The organism is Thermovirga sp. (assembly GCF_017656375.1).
In the GTDB taxonomy this organism is placed as follows: Bacteria; Synergistota; Synergistia; order Synergistales; family Thermovirgaceae; genus Thermovirga.
In genome coordinates this window covers 1-18,389 of sequence record NZ_JACDOB010000006.1, presented here as the reverse complement: position 1 = coordinate 18,389, position 18,389 = coordinate 1, and the positions used below count along the sequence as shown (strand labels likewise).

At 42.6% G+C, this 18,389-nt stretch carries 18 protein-coding genes; 3 read left to right on the top strand and 15 right to left on the bottom strand.

Annotated features, from left to right (window positions below; genetic code table 11):
* Window positions 1–3 precede the first annotated feature (3 nt).
* The 3 genes from H0Z23_RS03515 to H0Z23_RS03505 are packed head-to-tail and all read right to left on the bottom strand — an operon-like array spanning window position 4 to window position 3,974.
* Complete coding sequence (locus H0Z23_RS03515) at window positions 4–1,068, bottom strand: efflux RND transporter periplasmic adaptor subunit (RefSeq protein ID WP_296867583.1); 1,065 nt, start codon at window positions 1,066–1,068, stop codon at window positions 4–6.
* Window positions 1,069–1,083: 15 nt separating this feature from the next.
* A complete protein-coding gene (locus H0Z23_RS03510; RefSeq protein WP_296867582.1) occupies window positions 1,084–2,355 on the bottom strand; it encodes a TolC family protein in 1,272 nt (423 codons plus the stop codon).
* Window positions 2,356–2,360: 5 nt separating this feature from the next.
* A complete protein-coding gene (locus H0Z23_RS03505; RefSeq protein WP_296867581.1) occupies window positions 2,361–3,974 on the bottom strand; it encodes an MBL fold metallo-hydrolase in 1,614 nt (537 codons plus the stop codon).
* Window positions 3,975–4,118: 144 nt separating this feature from the next.
* On the opposite strand from H0Z23_RS03505, the gene H0Z23_RS03500 reads away from it, so the two are divergent.
* Complete coding sequence (locus tag H0Z23_RS03500) at window positions 4,119–4,634, top strand: DUF5698 domain-containing protein (protein WP_296867580.1); 516 nt, start codon at window positions 4,119–4,121, stop codon at window positions 4,632–4,634.
* Here H0Z23_RS03500 and H0Z23_RS03495 read toward each other — a convergent pair.
* The 3 genes from H0Z23_RS03495 to H0Z23_RS03485 form a co-directional block, all read right to left on the bottom strand.
* Complete coding sequence (locus H0Z23_RS03495) at window positions 4,615–5,979, bottom strand: ATP-binding protein (protein ID WP_296867579.1); 1,365 nt, start codon at window positions 5,977–5,979, stop codon at window positions 4,615–4,617. The genes H0Z23_RS03500 and H0Z23_RS03495 overlap by 20 nt on opposite strands.
* Entirely contained in the window at window positions 5,976–6,611 is a 636-nt protein-coding gene (locus H0Z23_RS03490; protein ID WP_296867578.1) for a response regulator transcription factor, read from the bottom strand. Before H0Z23_RS03490 ends, H0Z23_RS03495 begins: the two co-directional genes overlap by 4 nt.
* A gap of 75 nt (window positions 6,612–6,686) precedes the next feature.
* Window positions 6,687–7,619 (bottom strand): P1 family peptidase, encoded by a 933-nt coding sequence (locus H0Z23_RS03485; protein ID WP_296867577.1) that lies wholly within the window; start codon window positions 7,617–7,619, stop codon window positions 6,687–6,689.
* 298 nt (window positions 7,620–7,917) lie between these two features.
* Between H0Z23_RS03485 and H0Z23_RS03480 the strand changes: the two genes are divergently transcribed.
* The gene (locus H0Z23_RS03480; protein ID WP_296867576.1) at window positions 7,918–8,223 is read left to right on the top strand and encodes a hypothetical protein; all 306 of its coding nucleotides are present in this window, start codon (window positions 7,918–7,920) and stop codon (window positions 8,221–8,223) included.
* A 29-nt stretch (window positions 8,224–8,252) separates the two neighbouring features.
* Here the strand turns inward: H0Z23_RS03480 and H0Z23_RS03475 are convergent, their stop codons facing one another.
* From H0Z23_RS03475 to H0Z23_RS03435, 9 genes are all read right to left on the bottom strand, one after another.
* Window positions 8,253–9,290 carry an HD domain-containing phosphohydrolase gene (locus H0Z23_RS03475; protein WP_296867575.1) on the bottom strand — a complete coding sequence of 346 codons (1,038 nt, stop codon included), beginning with the start codon at window positions 9,288–9,290 and terminating at the stop codon, window positions 8,253–8,255.
* Window positions 9,291–9,450: 160 nt separating this feature from the next.
* Window positions 9,451–10,023, bottom strand: coding sequence for an HDIG domain-containing metalloprotein (locus tag H0Z23_RS03470; protein WP_296867574.1), 573 nt, complete (start codon window positions 10,021–10,023; stop codon window positions 9,451–9,453).
* Window positions 10,024–10,066: 43 nt separating this feature from the next.
* Window positions 10,067–12,718, bottom strand: coding sequence for a tetratricopeptide repeat protein (locus H0Z23_RS03465; protein ID WP_296867573.1), 2,652 nt, complete (start codon window positions 12,716–12,718; stop codon window positions 10,067–10,069).
* 20 nt (window positions 12,719–12,738) lie between these two features.
* Window positions 12,739–13,197 carry a cytidine/deoxycytidylate deaminase family protein gene (locus H0Z23_RS03460; protein WP_296867572.1) on the bottom strand — a complete coding sequence of 153 codons (459 nt, stop codon included), beginning with the start codon at window positions 13,195–13,197 and terminating at the stop codon, window positions 12,739–12,741.
* Between the two features lie 23 nt (window positions 13,198–13,220).
* Window positions 13,221–13,787: a manganese efflux pump MntP family protein gene (locus H0Z23_RS03455; protein ID WP_296867571.1), complete on the bottom strand. Its 567-nt coding sequence runs from the start codon at window positions 13,785–13,787 to the stop codon at window positions 13,221–13,223.
* Complete coding sequence (locus H0Z23_RS03450) at window positions 13,784–14,449, bottom strand: hypothetical protein (RefSeq protein ID WP_296867570.1); 666 nt, start codon at window positions 14,447–14,449, stop codon at window positions 13,784–13,786. Before H0Z23_RS03450 ends, H0Z23_RS03455 begins: the two co-directional genes overlap by 4 nt.
* Before the next feature lie 72 nt (window positions 14,450–14,521).
* Window positions 14,522–15,352: a TIGR02757 family protein gene (locus H0Z23_RS03445; protein WP_296867569.1), complete on the bottom strand. Its 831-nt coding sequence runs from the start codon at window positions 15,350–15,352 to the stop codon at window positions 14,522–14,524.
* A 17-nt stretch (window positions 15,353–15,369) separates the two neighbouring features.
* A complete protein-coding gene (locus tag H0Z23_RS03440) occupies window positions 15,370–15,906 on the bottom strand; it encodes a flavin reductase family protein (protein ID WP_296867568.1) in 537 nt (178 codons plus the stop codon).
* A 162-nt stretch (window positions 15,907–16,068) separates the two neighbouring features.
* The gene (locus tag H0Z23_RS03435) at window positions 16,069–17,445 is read right to left on the bottom strand and encodes a solute carrier family 23 protein (RefSeq protein WP_296867567.1); all 1,377 of its coding nucleotides are present in this window, start codon (window positions 17,443–17,445) and stop codon (window positions 16,069–16,071) included.
* A gap of 132 nt (window positions 17,446–17,577) precedes the next feature.
* Here H0Z23_RS03435 and H0Z23_RS03430 point away from each other — a divergent pair, with 132 nt between their 5' ends.
* Window positions 17,578–18,357: a Sir2 family NAD-dependent protein deacetylase gene (locus H0Z23_RS03430; RefSeq protein ID WP_366928870.1), complete on the top strand. Its 780-nt coding sequence runs from the start codon at window positions 17,578–17,580 to the stop codon at window positions 18,355–18,357.
* Window positions 18,358–18,389 lie beyond the last annotated feature (32 nt).

Sequence of the window (18,389 nt, the reverse complement as noted above, 5' to 3'; positions counted from 1 at the left end):
AGACTAGTCCTTTTGAATCCATATCTTTGCGTTTGGGTACAGCCTGTCTGCACCTTTTGTTATCACTTTCTCTTCACCATTAAGTCCAAAGAGAATCCTAACATATCCATTGAACGACTGGCCTACCACTATTTCTTTCTGAACCGCTACATCGCCGGAAACAACATAAACCGCGGACTTTCCTTCATCTGGTCGCTGGATCGCCTCATAGGGAACATACAAGGTGCTGGCTACATCTTCATCCTTTAACTGCCCTTCTACCGTCTCTTTAGGCCTAAGGCCCGAGTTTGGAGGTATTTTAAGCACCACATTCAACAGGCCAGTTTGGGGGTCAGCAGTGGGGTTGATTCTTTCTATCTCAGCGTCAATCCAACCTGAAGGGGCCTTAACCCTGGCCTCACTGGCATTCATCAACCTTGACGCATCTTTTGGAGAAGCTACCAAATGGGCTTCGAGAAATTCCAAAGATGCTATTTTGAACAGTACCTTGCCAGGAGAAGCCAAATCTCCAGGCTCCACATATCTTTCCACGACGATACCCTTTATAGGAGATTTAACTTCGGAGCGTTCTAAATCTATTGCCAATCCTTTGAGTTTGGCCTCTGCGTCGAGATAAGAGGACAAAGCGCTTTCTACCTCTTGAGAACTCGCACCCCCTGCGCTTTTCAAGGACTGCAACCTTTTGTAGTTATCTTTAAGCTCCGTGGTTTTGGCTTTCTGGGCCTCATACTTCTTTCTAATTTCTGTCTTATCCAAAACAGCCATAACATCACCAGGATTCAACGTATCTCCCACATCGCACAAAACAGAGAGTACATATTCCTGCCTATCAGCTGCAATCTGGACAATTTGAGAAGATTCTACTGTTCCATAAAGGCTAAGCCAATGTTCCCATGGCCCTCTTTTCACTTTTTCAGCAATTACAGGTATTCCTTTATTTGCATGTATTGCAGCAACGCTAGAAGGTGGAGCAGGTTTTGGTTTAGTAACAACTTTCCACACCCCGTAAAACATTAACAACATTATCACAAAAGCCCATAGGAACACTGCTTTTTTTTTCTTCTCCATGTATTTTGAAACCTCCTATGGCAGATGGCCTTCTGCCGCAATAAGTCTAGCGTATGAAACCAAAACAGTTTTCTTGGCTTCTATATAACTGGCCAAAGAATCTGCATAACGAGACTGAGCATCAAGGACATCCAGCTGGGATGATAATCCTTCGTTATATCGCAATATGGATATATCCCTTTCCTTTGAAACTAGCTCCAAACGTTTTTTGGACGATATGTAATTTTCAAAAGCAGACTTATATTCTTCCCAGGAGGAAAACAACTCCTCCATCACTGTAGCCTTTTCCTTTCCCAGCTCAGACTTTGCCATATCCAGATATGCCTGCGCCTGTTTGACACCCCATTTAGTTTTTCCTCCATCGCCAATTGGTATTAGCAAAGTTGCTTGGGCGCTCCATCTGTCCTCTGCGTAAGTCGATGTACCAGCTCCCCCTTTAAATAAGTTTCTAGTGCCTGATATGGATATTTGTGGAGCCATTCCCGTCCTGGCTAATTTTACAAGAGCCTTATTCCTTGAAACCTCAAGGTTCTGCAATACAATGGCGGGATGATTTTCTATAACACTAAAATAATCAGGAGCATCTTTTCTAACAGGGATTTCTACCTTCTCAAAAATGTCCTTTTGAGGCTCAATATTGGTCCAACCTGCAAGCCCCTTGAGCATGGCATAAAATCCTTCACGAACTGACTTTTTGTAAGCATAACTTGCCCTGGCCTCTGCAAGAGCACTTTCAGCCCTAAAAACATCAAGTTGAGGAACAAGTCCCTGCTTGTAACGCAATTTTGCATCCTCAAGAAAGGCTTCTCTTTTTCGTATCTCTTCCTCTGCTGCCTTTAGTGCAGCATCAGCTGCTGCTGCACTCCAGTAAGCGAAGGACGCATTTTGAAAAAGTCGAATCTTGGCAATCTTATAGGACAAAACAGCCTCGTCATACGCTAACCTTGCCGAGGCAATAGCTAAATCTTCCCTGCCTGCAAGGTTTGCGGAATAGCTTAAAGTCAGGCCCCCAACCGTAGAATCTGATGCTCCTTCCTGCAAAGTTTCGGTAACAGTGATACTTGAAGTTATTCGCTTGTTCGAGCCTGTTAATTTGAGAGATGCTTCGGCAGCCGTTATAGCATGCCTTGCAGCCTTCAGGGACGGGCTGTTTTCCAAAAGCACCTGCCAAGCACCTCCCCAATTCATTTCATCAGCAACGCACATCGTTGTTGCAAAAAAGAGAGCAAACAAGGATATCACAAGAAGCAGCAGGCCTTTCTTTGTATATCTATAGTTTTCTTCCAACAAGCTCACCTCTTGGACATTTCTTCCCTTTGGCTTTCCAGTTTTTCCTTCGCTGTTTCAAGTAACGTCTCAGCCGAAACTATAAGAGACATAATTACGGGATTGTCAATGCCTCTTTCCAGTTTTAGAGTTTCTGAAGTTTTCTCTATTTCTTCCAAAATTGAAGCAGCCTTTTTCTTCAACGTCTCTTGCTCAAAAACAGGAGCTACTTTTGGCCTTGTGGCAATTTCCTTTGCAGGCGTCAATACAAATTCTTGCCCCAACTGAGGAACTACAGCAGAATACCCTTCTTCCTGTAAGGAAGCCGCCAAAGCACTCGAAGCTTCAGGCTCTCCGTGAGTAACAATAAATACAGGATTGGTTTTAAAATTCCTAGCCCAGGTCAAAAGATCGCTTCTATCAGCATGAGCTGAGAAACCATTTATGGTATGAAGCTTTGCCTTCACAGAAACCTCCTCGCCGGCTACTCTAACGACCTTACTGCCATCTATTAGCCGCCTCCCTAAAGTGCCCTTTGCCTGGTACCCTACGAATACCACATGAGCATCTTTCCTGAAAAGGTTGTTTTTGAGGTGATGCACTATTCTTCCACCGCTGCACATGCCGCTTCCAGCAAGTACTATAGCGTGCTTTATGCTGTTTATGGCCTTTGACTCATCTACGCTTTCTACCACATGTAGCTGCTTAGGTGTGAAGGGATCGAGCCCTTTCCTAGCTTCTTCCTGTATTTCAGAAGAAAGAAGCGAGATATGTTCATTATAAATTGCCGTTGTTTTGGCCCCCATGGGTGAATCAAAATAAATGGGAACGTTGTCCGGTAGCATGCCATCCTGCTGCATCAATTTTAATTCGTATAAAACACGTTGAGCTCGATCAACAACGAAAGTAGGAATAAGCACCTTACCATGATCTTTGAGCATTTCTTTCATGGTTTGTCTGAACTCTTCCCTGCTTTCTAAGTTGGTTTTATGGTTTCTGTTACCATATGTGGACTCAATTACCACAAAGTCGGCATCCTCCACAACAGCAGGATTAGCTTCCATAACGGTCTCCTGGGGCCCAAGGTCTCCAGAGAAGACTATCTTAACCTCTTCTTCGCTTTCCTTGAGCCAAATTTCTAAAATTGCACTGCCCAAAATGTGCCCTGCATCTCTAAACCTCACCCTGAGACCATCAACTATTTCCACTACATCATCGTAACTCACAGCTCTGAGATATTCTAAAGTTCGCTCTACATCTTCCAAAGTATATAAAGGCTCTACCGGGGGAAGTCCCTTACGCATATTTTTCCTGCTTTGCCATTCTGCGTCTTCTTTCTGAATATGAGCGGCATCTCTCCACAGAATATCGCAAAGCTCCAACGTGGGCCTGGTACCATAAACAGGTCCCTTATATCCCTGTTTAACCAGAAGTGGGACCTTGCCAGTATGATCCAAATGGGCATGAGTCAAAAGAACTGCATCTATACTAGAAGGATCGTAATCTAATGGAGTATGGTTCCCAGCCGAAGCTCCTCCCTGATAAAGACCACAATCAACAAGGACCCTTTTACCATCTACTTCTAACAGGTAGTTAGAACCTGTAACTTCTTGAGCTGCGCCAAGTACTCTAAGTCTCATTTTATTGCCCTTTATGGGCTTCCCCCCTTTTTCCTAAATCCTGTTTTACGTTCTGTTCGTAAAATATATTCTATACTAAAATGAGTACTAAAATAAGCTAACATCCTAAAATAAAAATGATAGCTCACAAGAAGGAGCCTAAATATGGATATTGTAGGACCACTTTTAATTTTTTGTTCAAGGCTGCTAGATGTTCCCCTAGGAACATTCAGGATATTGCTTCTAGTGAGAGGTAACAAATTTCAGGCTTCCATAATGGCTTTTTTCGAATCTGCCATCTATTTAATTGCCTTAGGATACATTCTAAAAAGTGGCATCAATGAACCTGCCCAAATAATAGCTTATGCTGCCGGCTACGCGGCAGGAAATTTCCTTGGCGTTACCCTTGAAGAAAAATTTCTTAACTCCTTTGTCCTGATAGAAATTATCATTGCAGATACCGAAGAAGCTTCACAACTAATAACCAAATTAAGAAGCGAAGGGTTTGGAACGACAGTCCTTTATGGCTCCGGCAAAGAAGGCAGAAGAATCATTCTGAAGGTGCTGTGCCGCAGAGACGAAATACAGCACCTTTATAGCATCACAGGCAACTCAGGGGTAGTTTTTGTCTCAGATGTGAAAGGTGTGTGGGGCGGCCATTTTAGGCAGAAGCGCAAGTAACAGGAACTTTACACAATATTGTTGTTCCATGCCCCTCCTGAGAGTAGACATTGAAGCTACCTCCTATAAGGCTCATCCTTTCGCTCATATTAGCTAATCCCCTGTGCCCACTGAGCCTAAGGGTTTCTACATCAACGTTTGAATCAAATCCTTTGCCGTTATCGGAAATCTCCAAGACTATATTATCATCACTTCTGTACACCCTCACCTTAACCTCCGTAGCCCCACCGTGACGATAGGAATTATATAGGGCTTCTTGAGCAACCCTGAAAAGAGCAAGGCACACATCTTGAGGAAGGAATATCCCGCTTTCTACCTCTACACTAACTTCCATGCCCAAGTGCTTGGAAATTCTCTCCCCCAGCTCCTCCAAAACTTCCTTCAACCCAAGATCAAGCCATGGTGGTGAAAGCTCATCACACAAGGAACGCAGATCTCTCACTGCTAACTGGCCCCCCTCCTCGGCCATTCGCAACCTGCTTATACTTTCCTTTCCATCTTCTAGTTCCATTCTCGCTAAACGTATCTGTTGCATTAGAGCCGTAACTTCCTGCAGAGGTCCGTCGTGAATCTCCCTTGCGAGGCGCCTTTTTTCTTCTTCCTGAACCTTAACTATGTCGCTGACATACCTTTTCATAAGGTTAGCCCTATCTATGGCCGATTGAGCCAAGTGATAGATGACGTTGCGAAGACGAACTACTTCGAATACAGCCACGGGGTCATCTTTCTCAGGCAGATCTACCCCCCATCTCAGGGCCGAAACCTCTTGAGAAAGTTTTCTCAAAGGTGCGACCAACCATTTCCATAGAGCATATACGGATACTAATCCTAGCAATCCTATAATAGCGACAAGCAAGGGCCACTTGTTGAACTTTATCATGGGACCCATTAACTCATCCCATGAAACAGCAGCTACAACAAACCACCCAGTAGAACCTGCTGGATAAGCAGCAAGGGTAAAAAGTTTCCCATTTGGGCTTTTCAATTCCAAAGCCTCTCCCAGTGGTATCTCCTTATTCCACAGCGAAGGAAGTATTTCTGCACCTTCCGTTGACACCAGGATCCGGCCTTCGGAATCAACTATTGCCAACCACCCCGGTATGGAAACGTTGAAAGCCAACCAGTGAAATTTAGCCATACTTTGAAATTTGCCCATACCAATCCCAGTGCTCCATTCAAATTCTATTTGCGTGGCAATACTTTGAGCTACATCTTTAACATAAGATTCTGCAACCTTTTCCATAGCTCTTCTGTGTTGAACTATTCCAGTCCCAGCCACAAAAAGAGCTGCAAAAGACGGCAACAGTATGGCCACAATCAGAAGGATCAAGAGGTGTTTTTTCATTCAATCAATTCCTCCAGTGCCACAACACCATACTTCAATGCTAACAACATAGCCTCCGTCTTGTTCCTAGCACCAAGTTTGTCGTAAATGGATGCCAGGTGCGCGTGGACAGTCCTTTCACTTATATATAAATCAGACGCTATCTCTTTGCTAGAAAGGCCCTTTGCGGCTTTTAAAAGAACTTCCCTCTCACGGTTAGATAAAGGTTCAGGACAAAAATCCTCATCATGTAAAGAAGCTGAAACCTCAGAATCTAAATAAAGCCTCCCTGATACCACAGCCCTAACGGCCATTGCTAGCTCTTCAGGACCTGCTGTCTTCAAAACGAATCCTCTTGCACCAGCCCTGAGAGAGGAAAGAACGTACTGTTTCGCATCATAGGATGTCAAAATTATCACCTTAGTACTTATACCCTCAGATTTTAGGCGTCTCGTTAGTGCTACCCCATTTTCTTTGGGCATTCTTATGTCCAACAAAGCAACATCAGGCAATTGTTCTTTTATCTTGTTGAAAGCCTCTTCTCCGTCTTTCGCTTCCCCTACAAGCTCAAAATCCTTCTCTCTTTTTATATAATCTCTAAGGCCTGCCCTGGTCATTGGATGATCGTCCGCCAACAATATCCTTATAACCACGAGGCATCACTCCCCCCTATTTACTTTCTATTTTCTTATAAAATAAAAAATCCCTTTAGTCATCAGCCATACTACTTAAATAATTGGACTTTCACCTCTCCCTTTAAAGCCATATGCACTTTTGGCAAATCGAACTGCTTTTCTTATCGCCTCCGATAACGCTTCTGCGGCCATTGTGCCTGTATCCATGACAGAAGAATCCTCTTTGCCAGTAGCAGCGCAAAATACCACGTCTCCGTCAAAAGGAGTATGAGCAGGCGATATAGTTCTTGCCATCCCATCATGAGCCATTATGGAAATACGCTTACAGTCTGACTTAGTGAATTTTCCATTGGTAACCACAACTGCCAACGTAGTGTTCTCACCCCACTGATAACATACATCTTCTCCATCTGCAAAATTATCAAATGCAAGGACTTTGCCATTTTCTTCAACTGCTCCTGCAATCAAAGCTCCATTCCTGTCCAATACGGCACCAAAGGCATTTACCACAGCCAAAGCATACACCTTTAGCTTTCCCTTTTGGATAGCGTGCCAGCCTACACCTGATTTCATGGCCCTTTTGATCCCTGCGTACTTGCCTACTGTTGCCCCAGTGCCTGCTCCCCAGTTTCCCATTGGAAGCTTGAAAGGTTCTTGAGCATTTTCGCAAGCCTTAATTCCCATCTCGTAATCTGGCCATACCTGTTTTTCACCTACAGGAAAATCAAAGATACATGCTGCCGGAATTATAGGCACTAACCCAAATCCTGTATCAAACCCTTTATCATTTTCCAGGCACCACGACATCACACCATCTGCTGCGCATAAGCCAAAAGCACTGCCCCCTGCGAGCAGAATCCCGTCTACCTTCGTTACCAAACAATGGGGATTCAAAAGGTCTGTCTCCCTTGTGGCAGGTGCACCGCCTCTAACATCACAGGAGGCCACTGCCCCTTTGGGGAAAAGTACTACTGTACAGCCTGTAGCCTTTTCGTAGTTCTGCGCATGACCAACGAGGAATTCCATAAAAAACACCTCTTCTTTCTCGAAGTTCTATATATTATGCCTCTTCAGGCCAATCATCATGATAAACTATTAGAAGATGCTTATAAATTGAAAATTTGACCTAGATTTTAAAATACTAATACTGGAGGGAGAAATGGGGAAAAATAAAAAATTTGTTGTTACGCTAATGGCTATAACTGCATTGCTATTTCTTTCATGTACACTTTTTTTTATTTCTTTACACTATCACAAAAAAATACGCCAAAAAAACGACATTATATTAGCTCTAAAAGAGGAACGCAAAAGCCTAACCCAAAGTATGCAGATCATTAGATCAAAAATCCCAGACCAACCAAACTGGGAAGCGTACAAACAGTATGGGATTACAAACCCTGAGCAAGTTTTAAAGAAAGACCTCATGAAAAGAAAAGACCTGATACCTTGGGAGGGAATTATGGGTGGCCAAATGGCTATATATAACGAAAATCTTATCTGGTTTATGGCACCTAATTGGTGCTTAGCTTATGTTGAGGATGGTCATATAGGAGGCTACATGTTACTTGAGTTTAGAATTCAAAAAGAAAGAATTTCATGGAAACTGCTGGAAGCCCAGCTTACAGATTGATGTAATTCACCCCCAAGACAGAAGTGCATTCAATTTTTCGTTTCCATCCAGGCATCCACTACATCCTCGTCATAAAGTATACCTTTACCTCTGTTGATTTCCCCCAAAACATTATCCATACTCAATGCAGGCCTATATGGCCTATGGGAACTCATAGCGTCCACAACGTCAGCAACGGCGATTATCTTTGCTGCAAGGAGAATCTCCCCGCCCATCAACCCTCTAGGATAACCACTACCATCTAGCCTTTCATGATGTTGATACACAATTTCATCTATCGACCATTCCGTCTTGAGTTGAGAAAGAATCCTTTTCCCTGCTTCAGCGTGTTTCTGCACAAGCTTACTCTCGAGCAAGCTTAGTTTACCGGGCTTTGCTAAGATTTCCGATGGAATTTCAATTTTTCCTATATCGTGAACCATGGCAGCTACAAATATAGGGTAGGCCTCTTCTTCAGACAAACCTATTTGCTCTGCTATTTGCTTGGCTATTATAGCTACACTTTTCTGATGTCCAGCCGTATATGGATCTTTGGCCTCTATAGTGGAAGACAAAACAGATATAGTTTGCTCCCAATATTCTGTCATTACGTTTGTTTTAACCTTTTCATTTGAAATAGATTTTTTAAGGCTTTTTTCTTCTTCTTTTCGTTTGGTTATATCTTGATAAATGACAAAAGCTCCAAGTATTTTACCTTTTCTCAAAATTGGGAACCCAAGAAAAGAAACATATATAAAACTTCCGTCCTTTTTTCGCCTCATATCTTCAAACTCAACTACCTGTCTTTCATCATATAGGTTGTAAATATATTCTTCCCCAGAAGGCCTCTTAGTTTCAGGTAAAATTAGGTCTTTTATTTTTTTGCCACTCATTTCTCTATCTCTGTAACCAAACATCTCACACGCAGCTTTGTTTGCCTCTGCAACTACACCATTGCACCCCATCCGTACCATTCCCAAGGGTGCATTTTTAAATAAGTAATTCAACATAAAGTTTTCCCCTTCGTATTCCTCTAACAAGCTCATAACATCTAAATCGCTATTTGTGTCTTCATGCAGCGGCTCCATATGCAACCTCTCTTTAGCGAAAAATAGCAACTTCGCTGTCTTCTTGCAGTATAACATGGGGAAGACATATTGCCTATTATTGTGAACACTGAGTATACTTTTAACATATTAAAGAGGGCTCATTAACGAAAGGGAGCCCTCTTTACACGCTTATAAAAAGCTATTCTTCTCCAAGCCCTATTTCTTTTTCCACTGGCTTCAGAGCCTCTATAACTTCCTCTATTAGCTTTTCAAGTGGTTGCCCCAAGATTTCTGCTCCCTTGGCAATAACTTCCCTATCTACTCCCTTTGCAAAAGCTTTGTCCTTCCATTTTTTCTTCACAGACTTGACCTTCAGATCCTGCAAGGATTTTCCTGGGCGCACCAAGGCCACAGCGGTAATAAAGCCTGTCAGTTCATCCACTGCATAAAGATACTTTTCCATCGGGCTTTGTGGCTCTACATCAGAACATATTCCCCAACCATGAGACAAAACCGCCCTTACGACCTCCTGCGGGAAGCCTTTCTCTTCCAAAATTTTAGCTCCAACGTGAGTATGCTTCTCTGGTGTTTCCTGGGTTATCTCCCAATCTATATCATGCAAAAGGCCAGTGATTCCCCACAAATCAACATCTTCGTTCAATTTTTCTGCAAAATACCTCATAGCAGCCTCTACAGCCAAAGCATGCCTTATATGGTTCTGCTCTTTGTTGTATTCCTTCAACAATGCCATTGCTTCATCACGACTCAACATAACAATCTCACCTTCCTTACAATTTTTGCAGCCTCAATGGCCGTCATATAAACGCAAAAACATCCAACAACTCCGCCCTTACAGGTTCAGCTATCAATTTCCTCAAGCCTGTATTTTGTTTTATTAGTTCATCTACCTTTTTCTTCAACGTCGGGGCAGCATTTAACTGGAAAGAAATTCTTCTTGCCTCTTCCACTCGACCAAGTGCCACCAATGAAACAGCCACGGCGTACAAGGTGACGGGATGAAGAAGCACAGTATGGCTCCTTTTAAAATGCTCTAGAGCATTCTCCCACTTTTTCATGTGGGCAGCAGCAACTCCAGCAAGGTAGTCCAACTCCTCCCTCAGCTTCCCATCCTGCAATTCCCACAATATAGGGCCTGGTTGTGTCATTTTAGCCTTTTGCGCATAAGCATAAAGGCCTTCCCATTCTCCTACACCTGCTAACCCAACACATAAAAGCCCTAAACCATCCATCCCAAATTCTTTAGGCTCAAATTCTTTAAGATACGGCGCAACAGATCTATCCCCACAAATTACCCTGGCTACCATGGAAGCTAACCTTAGCCAAGGCGAAGCTTTTTCATCCGCCTCTATTGCCCTGGCTCCATATAGATCTTTTATGGCAATAAGCACCCTTATCTTCCAATAAAGATACGGATATCTGATTTCATCTGGGATTGAATCTATTTCCCTCAATAATACTTCTGCCTCTGACCATCTTCTGGCTTCTACAAGGCTTCTCGCATACCAAAAAAGGCCTTCTTGAGTCAAATTTTTGCGTTCAATTCCCTCAAAATATCTTAATGCCTCTCGGAAGCTGCCTTTTGAGGCCCTCAAGCGCCCTAGCTGCTCCCCACAAAAAAACTTCTCCTTCGCTGACAATTTCTGCCGCCAAGCCTTTTCGTATAATCTTTCCGCTTCTTTTATATTGCCCTTTTCTTCTTCAGCCTTTGCCAAATCCAAAACGAGGCTTCCTGCTTCTACTTGTTCATACACTACATCATGAAGGATTTCTTCAGCCTTTTCCTTTTGGCCAGTGGCTGTGTAAAGTTCCGCAAGAACCCGCCAGTCTTCTACGTTTCCCGGCTCCAGCTCAAGGGCAACCTCAAAAGATACTATAGCTTTTTGAAAATCCCCCTTGTGCTTGTAATAATAAGCCAGCCCACGATGAGGGCGGGGATCATCTGGCATAGCCAAAAGAGCTTTCCTAAATGCATTCTCAGAAACATCTGCAGCAACAGCATCTGATGTGCCTAACAAAGCCTCAGCAAAAGATATCAGCGCCTCGTCTGGGCAATTAAAAATTTTTACTATCGCTTTTTTTAAGGCGCCTCGAACTTTTTCATCTTTCAATGTTTCATATGGTAGGTTCCTCAGCGATTCTGGCGACAAAGTTCCTTCTTTTTCCCTGATAAGAGCCAAGCCATTAAGGAAAGCACACAGCGCTTCACTCCACCTGGATTCCATAAAACAAGCAACGGAAAGGGCTAAATAAAATTCAGGAACGTCATTTTTTTTCTCTACAGCCCTTTTAAGCGCGTTAACAGCTTCTTCTCTTTTGCCTATCCATAAAGCTGAAATGCCTTTATAAAACTCTTCCTGAGCATTTAAGTCTTTTTCACTAAAACATCCCCATGCGTCTTGGAAATCCCCTATTTTACATAGAGCAACTCCCAAAAGAGCCCTATTCTGTGCATCCAACTCCTTTACCATCGGCTCTAACGTAGAAACCACATCGGACCACAAGCCGGCTTCTTCATACCTTTTGGCTAATTGGAATCGAAGCTCCATATTCGTTGGGTCTGCATACATTTCCTTTTTTGCCGATTCTATATTTTTGCGGATGAAAGCAACTTCCCCATAATAATCGTCCAAATCCAAAACAGTTATAGTTTTCATATCCCAAGGAGTCACTTTCCGTTTATTTCGCAACCTAGATGACATTCTAGTCTTGGCGTGGTCCACTATATTGCGTATCTCCCTAGCATTAGCAAAATCCTTTTCGTGTACTCGCTTTTTCATCATATTGAGGATTGCTAAAGCTGCCTGATCAGAAAGTTCAAGATTCTCACGGGAAGTCATAAAGTTGGCGATATCCACCAATTCCAAGGGGGAGTAATTTTCAAATTCTAGATGAAATGTAAATCTGCTTCTCAACCCTGTAAATGAATCAAAGAGCCTTTCCATTTCCTCTGGATATCCTGCAAAAATTACGACAAGACAATCTCGATAATCCTCCATGGCCTTGAGAAGCACCTCCAGGGCTCTCCAGCCAGGATCTGATGTGTCTCCTCCCGATAGGCTATATGCCTCATCCACGAATAAAACGCTATCCAATGCAGAGCGAACTGTTCTTAATACCTTTACCTCCGTCTCGCCTGGCGTAGGCCCTACAAGCTTAGACCTATCTACCTCTACCACATCTCCCACGCGCAGCAAGCCATACTTGCGGAATATTCTCCCTATCAAACGGGCTACAGTAGTTTTCCCGGTTCCAGGATTTCCCTTAAAAACAAAATTTAAAGATTGCAAACTGAGCTCACCAAGGTCCTTCTGCTTTCTGTGTTTATTCAGCCACAACATGGACTCAATTCTACGGAGTTCCCTTTTGATCGAGTACAACCCCACAAGCTGTTCCAGATCCTCTATCCCACCCCTTTTCTCTCCACCTCTATTTATCTCTATAGGCATGGCAGGAACTCCCCCCTTCCTTAATCTCTTTCCTCAGAGCTAAAACGCTCCACTCTTACACCAGCCTCTGCCATTAGCTCGCCAGATAAAATGTCCGGATATCCCTCTTTATATATAACCTTTTTTATGCCTGCGTTTATTATCGCCTTTGCGCAAAAAGCACAAGGCTGGTGGGTACAATACATCACTGCTCCTTCAGTCGACGAGCCCACCGAAGCAGCCTGAACTATGGCATTTATCTCAGCATGAGATCCCCTACAGATTTCATGCTTTTCACCAGCAGGTATATTGAGTTGCTCCCTCAGGCAGCCGGTTTCAGAGCAGTGCGTGACTCCCTTTGGGGCTCCATTATAGCCGGTGCTTACAATTTGTTTGTTTTTAACTATAACCGCACCAACATGTCTTCTCAAACAAGTGCTTCGTGTTGAAACTACTTCTGCAATGGACATAAAATATGCATCCCAACCAGGCCTGTCCATATCCTTTGAACCTCCAAACACCATCATCTCCAAATATGCTCTAACAGTATCTTAGCTCCAATTCCTATGAGAACAATACCACCTAACATGGTAGCTTTGGAACTTATCCCTTTGCTTAGCCTTTTACCCAAAAACATTGCACTCATAGAAAAAGCAAAGGTCGTAATGCCTATAACCGCAACAGTATGGTATACAGCTATATTCATGCCAATAAAACTTACTCCCGCAGCAAAAGCATCCACACTAGTGCCTATAGAAAGAGCCATTATACTCACTAAACCTAACCTTCCGCGCTTCTTATCAAAAGAATCGTCACTATGAAAACCAGAATAAATCATGTGGAGACCAATAGCACATAATAAAAAAAAGGCAATCCAATGATCCCAGGCTCCTATAATATTCACAAACTTCCCCGCCATAAACCAACCAGCCAAAGGCATCCCTGCCTGAAATAAGCCAAAACTCCCAGCCACCTTAAGAATATCCCTTATTTCAAGCCTTATTGAGGCCAAGGCCAACCCCAAAGATACAGCAAAAGCATCCATGGAAAGGCCAAAGCTCAAAGCAAAAGCCAATCCTAATTTCATCATAATAGATCCTCCAAAGTCCTTCTAGGAAACACTACCTCAGGAGGAGGACCCAATATTTCCCTGGTCTCCTCCAGCTCAAAACTGTATAAAATGTCTGAGATAGCAAGTTGGGTCACATCATCTGTCTCAAAGGGGATGGAAAAGCGCCTATACCCAAATTTTTCAGCGAAAAAACTCCTGTCATTTCCTTCTTTCGCAGCTTTTCTCATAAGGCTTTCAAGGGCTTCTAAACATCCCGATTCGTTAAAAACTATTTTGTTGCTGATTAATATGATAGTTTTAAGCTCATCAACAAGCATATTGCGGTCCCATACGCCACAAAGAGCTAAACCTGCTGTTATGCCAGGAAAAGCATTAGCAAAAAGTCCGATCAAACGCTCCATGGTTTTTGAATATCCGAACACCATTGAAAACCACCCAACACACTTTAACTTTCTTTCTGGATCAAATATGTTCTGCCTGAACAAGGTGCCAGCTTGGCCAGTGGTTATGCCATCGACACATAGCAATTCACTATCCAAATTGAGTGCTAACATAGCAATCTGTTCCAGTTGATCACTGTACATAGAGTTAATCGACACAGGAGAAAAGTCCAATCTATAAGGAACCCACGAATCAATTTCAAAATCCACATTTTTATCCCAATAAGGCAAAATACCCATTGTGTTTTTACCCCTCCAATGCTGTTCCCTCGAGCAAATAAATTATTTGATTATTATAGCTTAAGAGCTGTACTACGCTCTATTTTCGACACAAAAATCAAGCAACTTCTTTTTGTCTAGATCTGGCCTTATCCCAAAGCGAGTCAACACGAAATCATATTTGAGAGGGTCTTGGGGATTTACTCTTTTAAAAAAATCAGTAACCTCAACAGCAGCCTTAAAATCTGCACTCTTTCTCGTAGTCGCCTTTAAGCTCCTTGCAATAGAAAACATATGAGTATCCAAAGGATATATAAGCTCATTTGAAGATATAACTTTCCACCCTCCTGGGTCGATGGCATCTTTACGAACCATCCACTTTAAAAACAAATACAGCCTTTTGCAGGCTGAATTCTTTCTTGGATCTGGCAGTACTGAGTTCAAGTTTGAAGCTGCATGCTTTTGTAGCTTTTCGTAAAAATTTATCATCGCCTCTTTTACCCCCGGAAACTCAGAATCATGAGGGTAAGCAAAACAACACTCCAAAGAGCCAAACTCTCTTATAATACCTCTCACACCCACTAGAAGGGTAGCTATGCTTTTGCCATCTGTAAAACGATATTTAAAGCTTCTGAAGGCATTACTCAGGCTGTCAACTGGCTGGGAAAGGACAAATTCTCTTGGGGACTCTCCCATAACTTTTAAGATTTTAGCTGCATTCTTTACTATTTGAGATGCCCTCCCATAAGCCAACGCTGCAACTACTAAAGCTGCTATTTCTCTCTCTCTTATATCCTCATAATCATAAAGCAACTCTACCGGGTCAGGATGCACAAATTCTTTGCTATTGTAGCATTCGTACAACTCATCAAGCCATATTTTTAGTTTCACAAATCGGGGAAGCTCATTATAGGGACACGCCAAACATAACGTCCTCCCTTTTAATGGATTTTACCTGCATCAATGCCAAAAGTAGGTGCATGCTTTGGGGATTTCCCTTTCTTGACCTCATGATAATAAGAGTAGGTCATTGGGGTCCCATCCTTCAATACTTTAGCATGTACAACTTTCCCAAAAAATAGCACGTGCGTAAAGACGTCGACCTCACTGATTACTTCTGCTTCTATTACGGCCAATGAATAATCAGGTGTATAAGGAACACCTCTTTCAGTGAGTTCGCATTTGCACGAACTGAATTTATCTATATCCCTACCTGACTTAAACCCAAAGTTCCCTATGAACGTCATGGGGGTTTCTTCCTCAAGGATGGATATACTAAACATTCTGCTTTCTCTTATGCATTTGGTCGTAAAATTGTCTTTATGCAAACAACATGCCAACACTATTGGGTCTGATGTTACCTGCACAACAACACTAGCTATCTGGCCATTCAACTTATCTTCCAGGCGAGAAGACAGCACATATAGCCCATACGAAATCCCAAACAGAGCCCTTGTGTCTATTTCCTTTTCAGGCATTATTACAACCTCCACTTCTTAAACCCTTTCAGGTTTTATTTGCTTGTTAATACGATCATTGTATCACCTATATTATAGAGTACCTTTTAAAAAAGAAAGTCCAGAGGCAAAGCGCCCCTGGACTAGATAGTTTATTTATACAAGATTTTTCGTGAGTTTATTCTAACGCTTCCTATTCACCATGCCTCTTTCTTCTGGAGTTCCAGGAACTATGGTGTCCCAGAAAGCCGCACTGATACCTGCAACGGCCATAGGCGTCTTAAGGATAGCCCATAAAACCTGTCCCGGAATGCCATAGGCGAAAAAGGCTTCTTGCTGTCCTTCTACCCAACCTGGCAGGCCAAGGGCCATTAAAAAGGCAAAACCCACAATAAGAACATTTCTTTGACTTCCCATATCTGCTCTCATAAGTACCTGTATTCCCAAAGCACCTATTATCCCAAAAAGGGCAATATATGCTCCACCTATAACAGGGCTAGGAATAGTTGCTATTAAAGCCCCTAATTTACCAATCATACTCATGATTATCAAAAGTACAGCCCCCGTCCGTACGACCCACCTTGAAGCAACACCGGTCAAACCAATAAGGCCTATATTCTCCGTATAGGAAGTGGTGCCCACTGCACCGAAAATTCCCGCAAGGGCACAATTTAAGCCTTCCGCACCTATACCTTTACTTATGGTATTTGAATCCGGATCGTCCAAACCAGCGGCGTAGGAGCATGAGTGATAATCTCCTATGGATTCGATCATAACGGCAAAAAAGCCCGCTATTATGGCTCCAAAAGCAAGAAAACTAAATTTTGGTGCCCCCCACGGCATGATCAATTTAAATCTAAACCACGGAGCCGCTATTACTTCCTTCAGATCAACGTAAGCTGCATGCCCAGGCTGGAACAACCCTAAAAAGCTCCCAAACAAGCAGATGAGGTAGGCTATAGTTATGGAAGATAGCACAGCAAAGATATTAATAAACTTATTCTTACTGATGAGGCTAAAAAAGAAGACGCAGAAAACCACGAGAAGAGACACAGGCCAATAATTAGCTGCATTATATTGAATAGCAACAGGAGCAAGAGAAAAACCTATGGCCATTATAGTAGGACCTATAACCACAGGAGTTATTATCTTCCTAATTATTCCCACAAGGCGACTGTATCCTATAACTGAAAGCAGCAACCCTCCGGAGATCAAGGCTCCTCCAACGTACTGCATCACCACATGGGGACCCATGGCCTTGTAAGCACCTATTATAGTCATGATAGGTGGAATAAAGCTAAAACTTGAGCCTTGCACTATAGGCAAACCTGACCCAAGCTTGGGGTATGTTTGTATCAAAGTTGCCACTCCCATGGCAAAATAGACACAAGAAATAAAAAAGCCTATCTGAGCGGGAGTCATACCCATAGCGGGGCCAAAAATCAAAGGCACAAGAGTGGTAGCCCCAAAGAGCGTCAAAACGTGCTGAAATCCTGCCAATACCATTATTGGGAAAGGTGGTTTATCATCCACCCCATATACAATTCTCCTTCCCGGCATGCTGAAGCACCTCCTTTAGTTTTGCTCAAAACGTGAGCGATCACATTTTATCATGTTGTGTAACCGGTTGCATAGAGTCTTTTTGTATAATTTTTTCTGAAGGCATATTTTTTATTGAAGGAGGTGCTCCATTTGAAAAGTGGCATGAACAAAAAGGCTTTAGCTCGAATATGTGCCGATGAAATAGAAAAAGCCACCAACATTGTTCTTCTCAGCGGCGCAGGAATGTCTACCAGCGCTGGAATCCCTGATTTTAGAGGGCCTAATGGCATATATCGAAGACAGTTAGGCATAAACCCTGAAAAAATCTTCGATATAGATTATTTCCATGAAAATCCTCGCTTTTTTTATGATTTTCATAGGGAGTTTCTTAAAACCCTCAAGACCATAAAACCCACATATGCACATAAATTCTTTGCCACCTTGGAAAAAAACGGGAAGCTGAAAGGAGTCATAACCCAAAACATTGATTCACTACATCAAATGGCAGGGAATAAAAATGTATTGGAAATTCACGGAGGCATATGGAAAAGCTACTGCATAAGATGTAAAAAAACCTGGAACTACGAAGAAAGTATAGCTTTAACTTTTAGCCAGGACGTCCCACACTGTGATCAATGTGGAGGAGTAATAAAACCAGATATAGTCTTCTTTGGAGAAATGGTCAAGTATCTTGAAGAAAGCCAAAGGTTAGTAAAGGAATCTGACCTATTATTTGTCGTAGGCTCCTCCCTAGTAGTTACACCTGCTGCATTGCTGCCTGGACTAGCCAAAGGGAAAATTGTGATAGTAAATAAAGGAGAAATAAACAAACTCTACCTACCTCGAAGCGGAGATATCCTCCATGTAGAAGAAGAAATAGACGAATTTTTCAAATCCGTGAACAAATTTCTTGGCTACAAACTACCCTAGGCTCTAGTCAAATCATTTTTACGGAAAGGTGG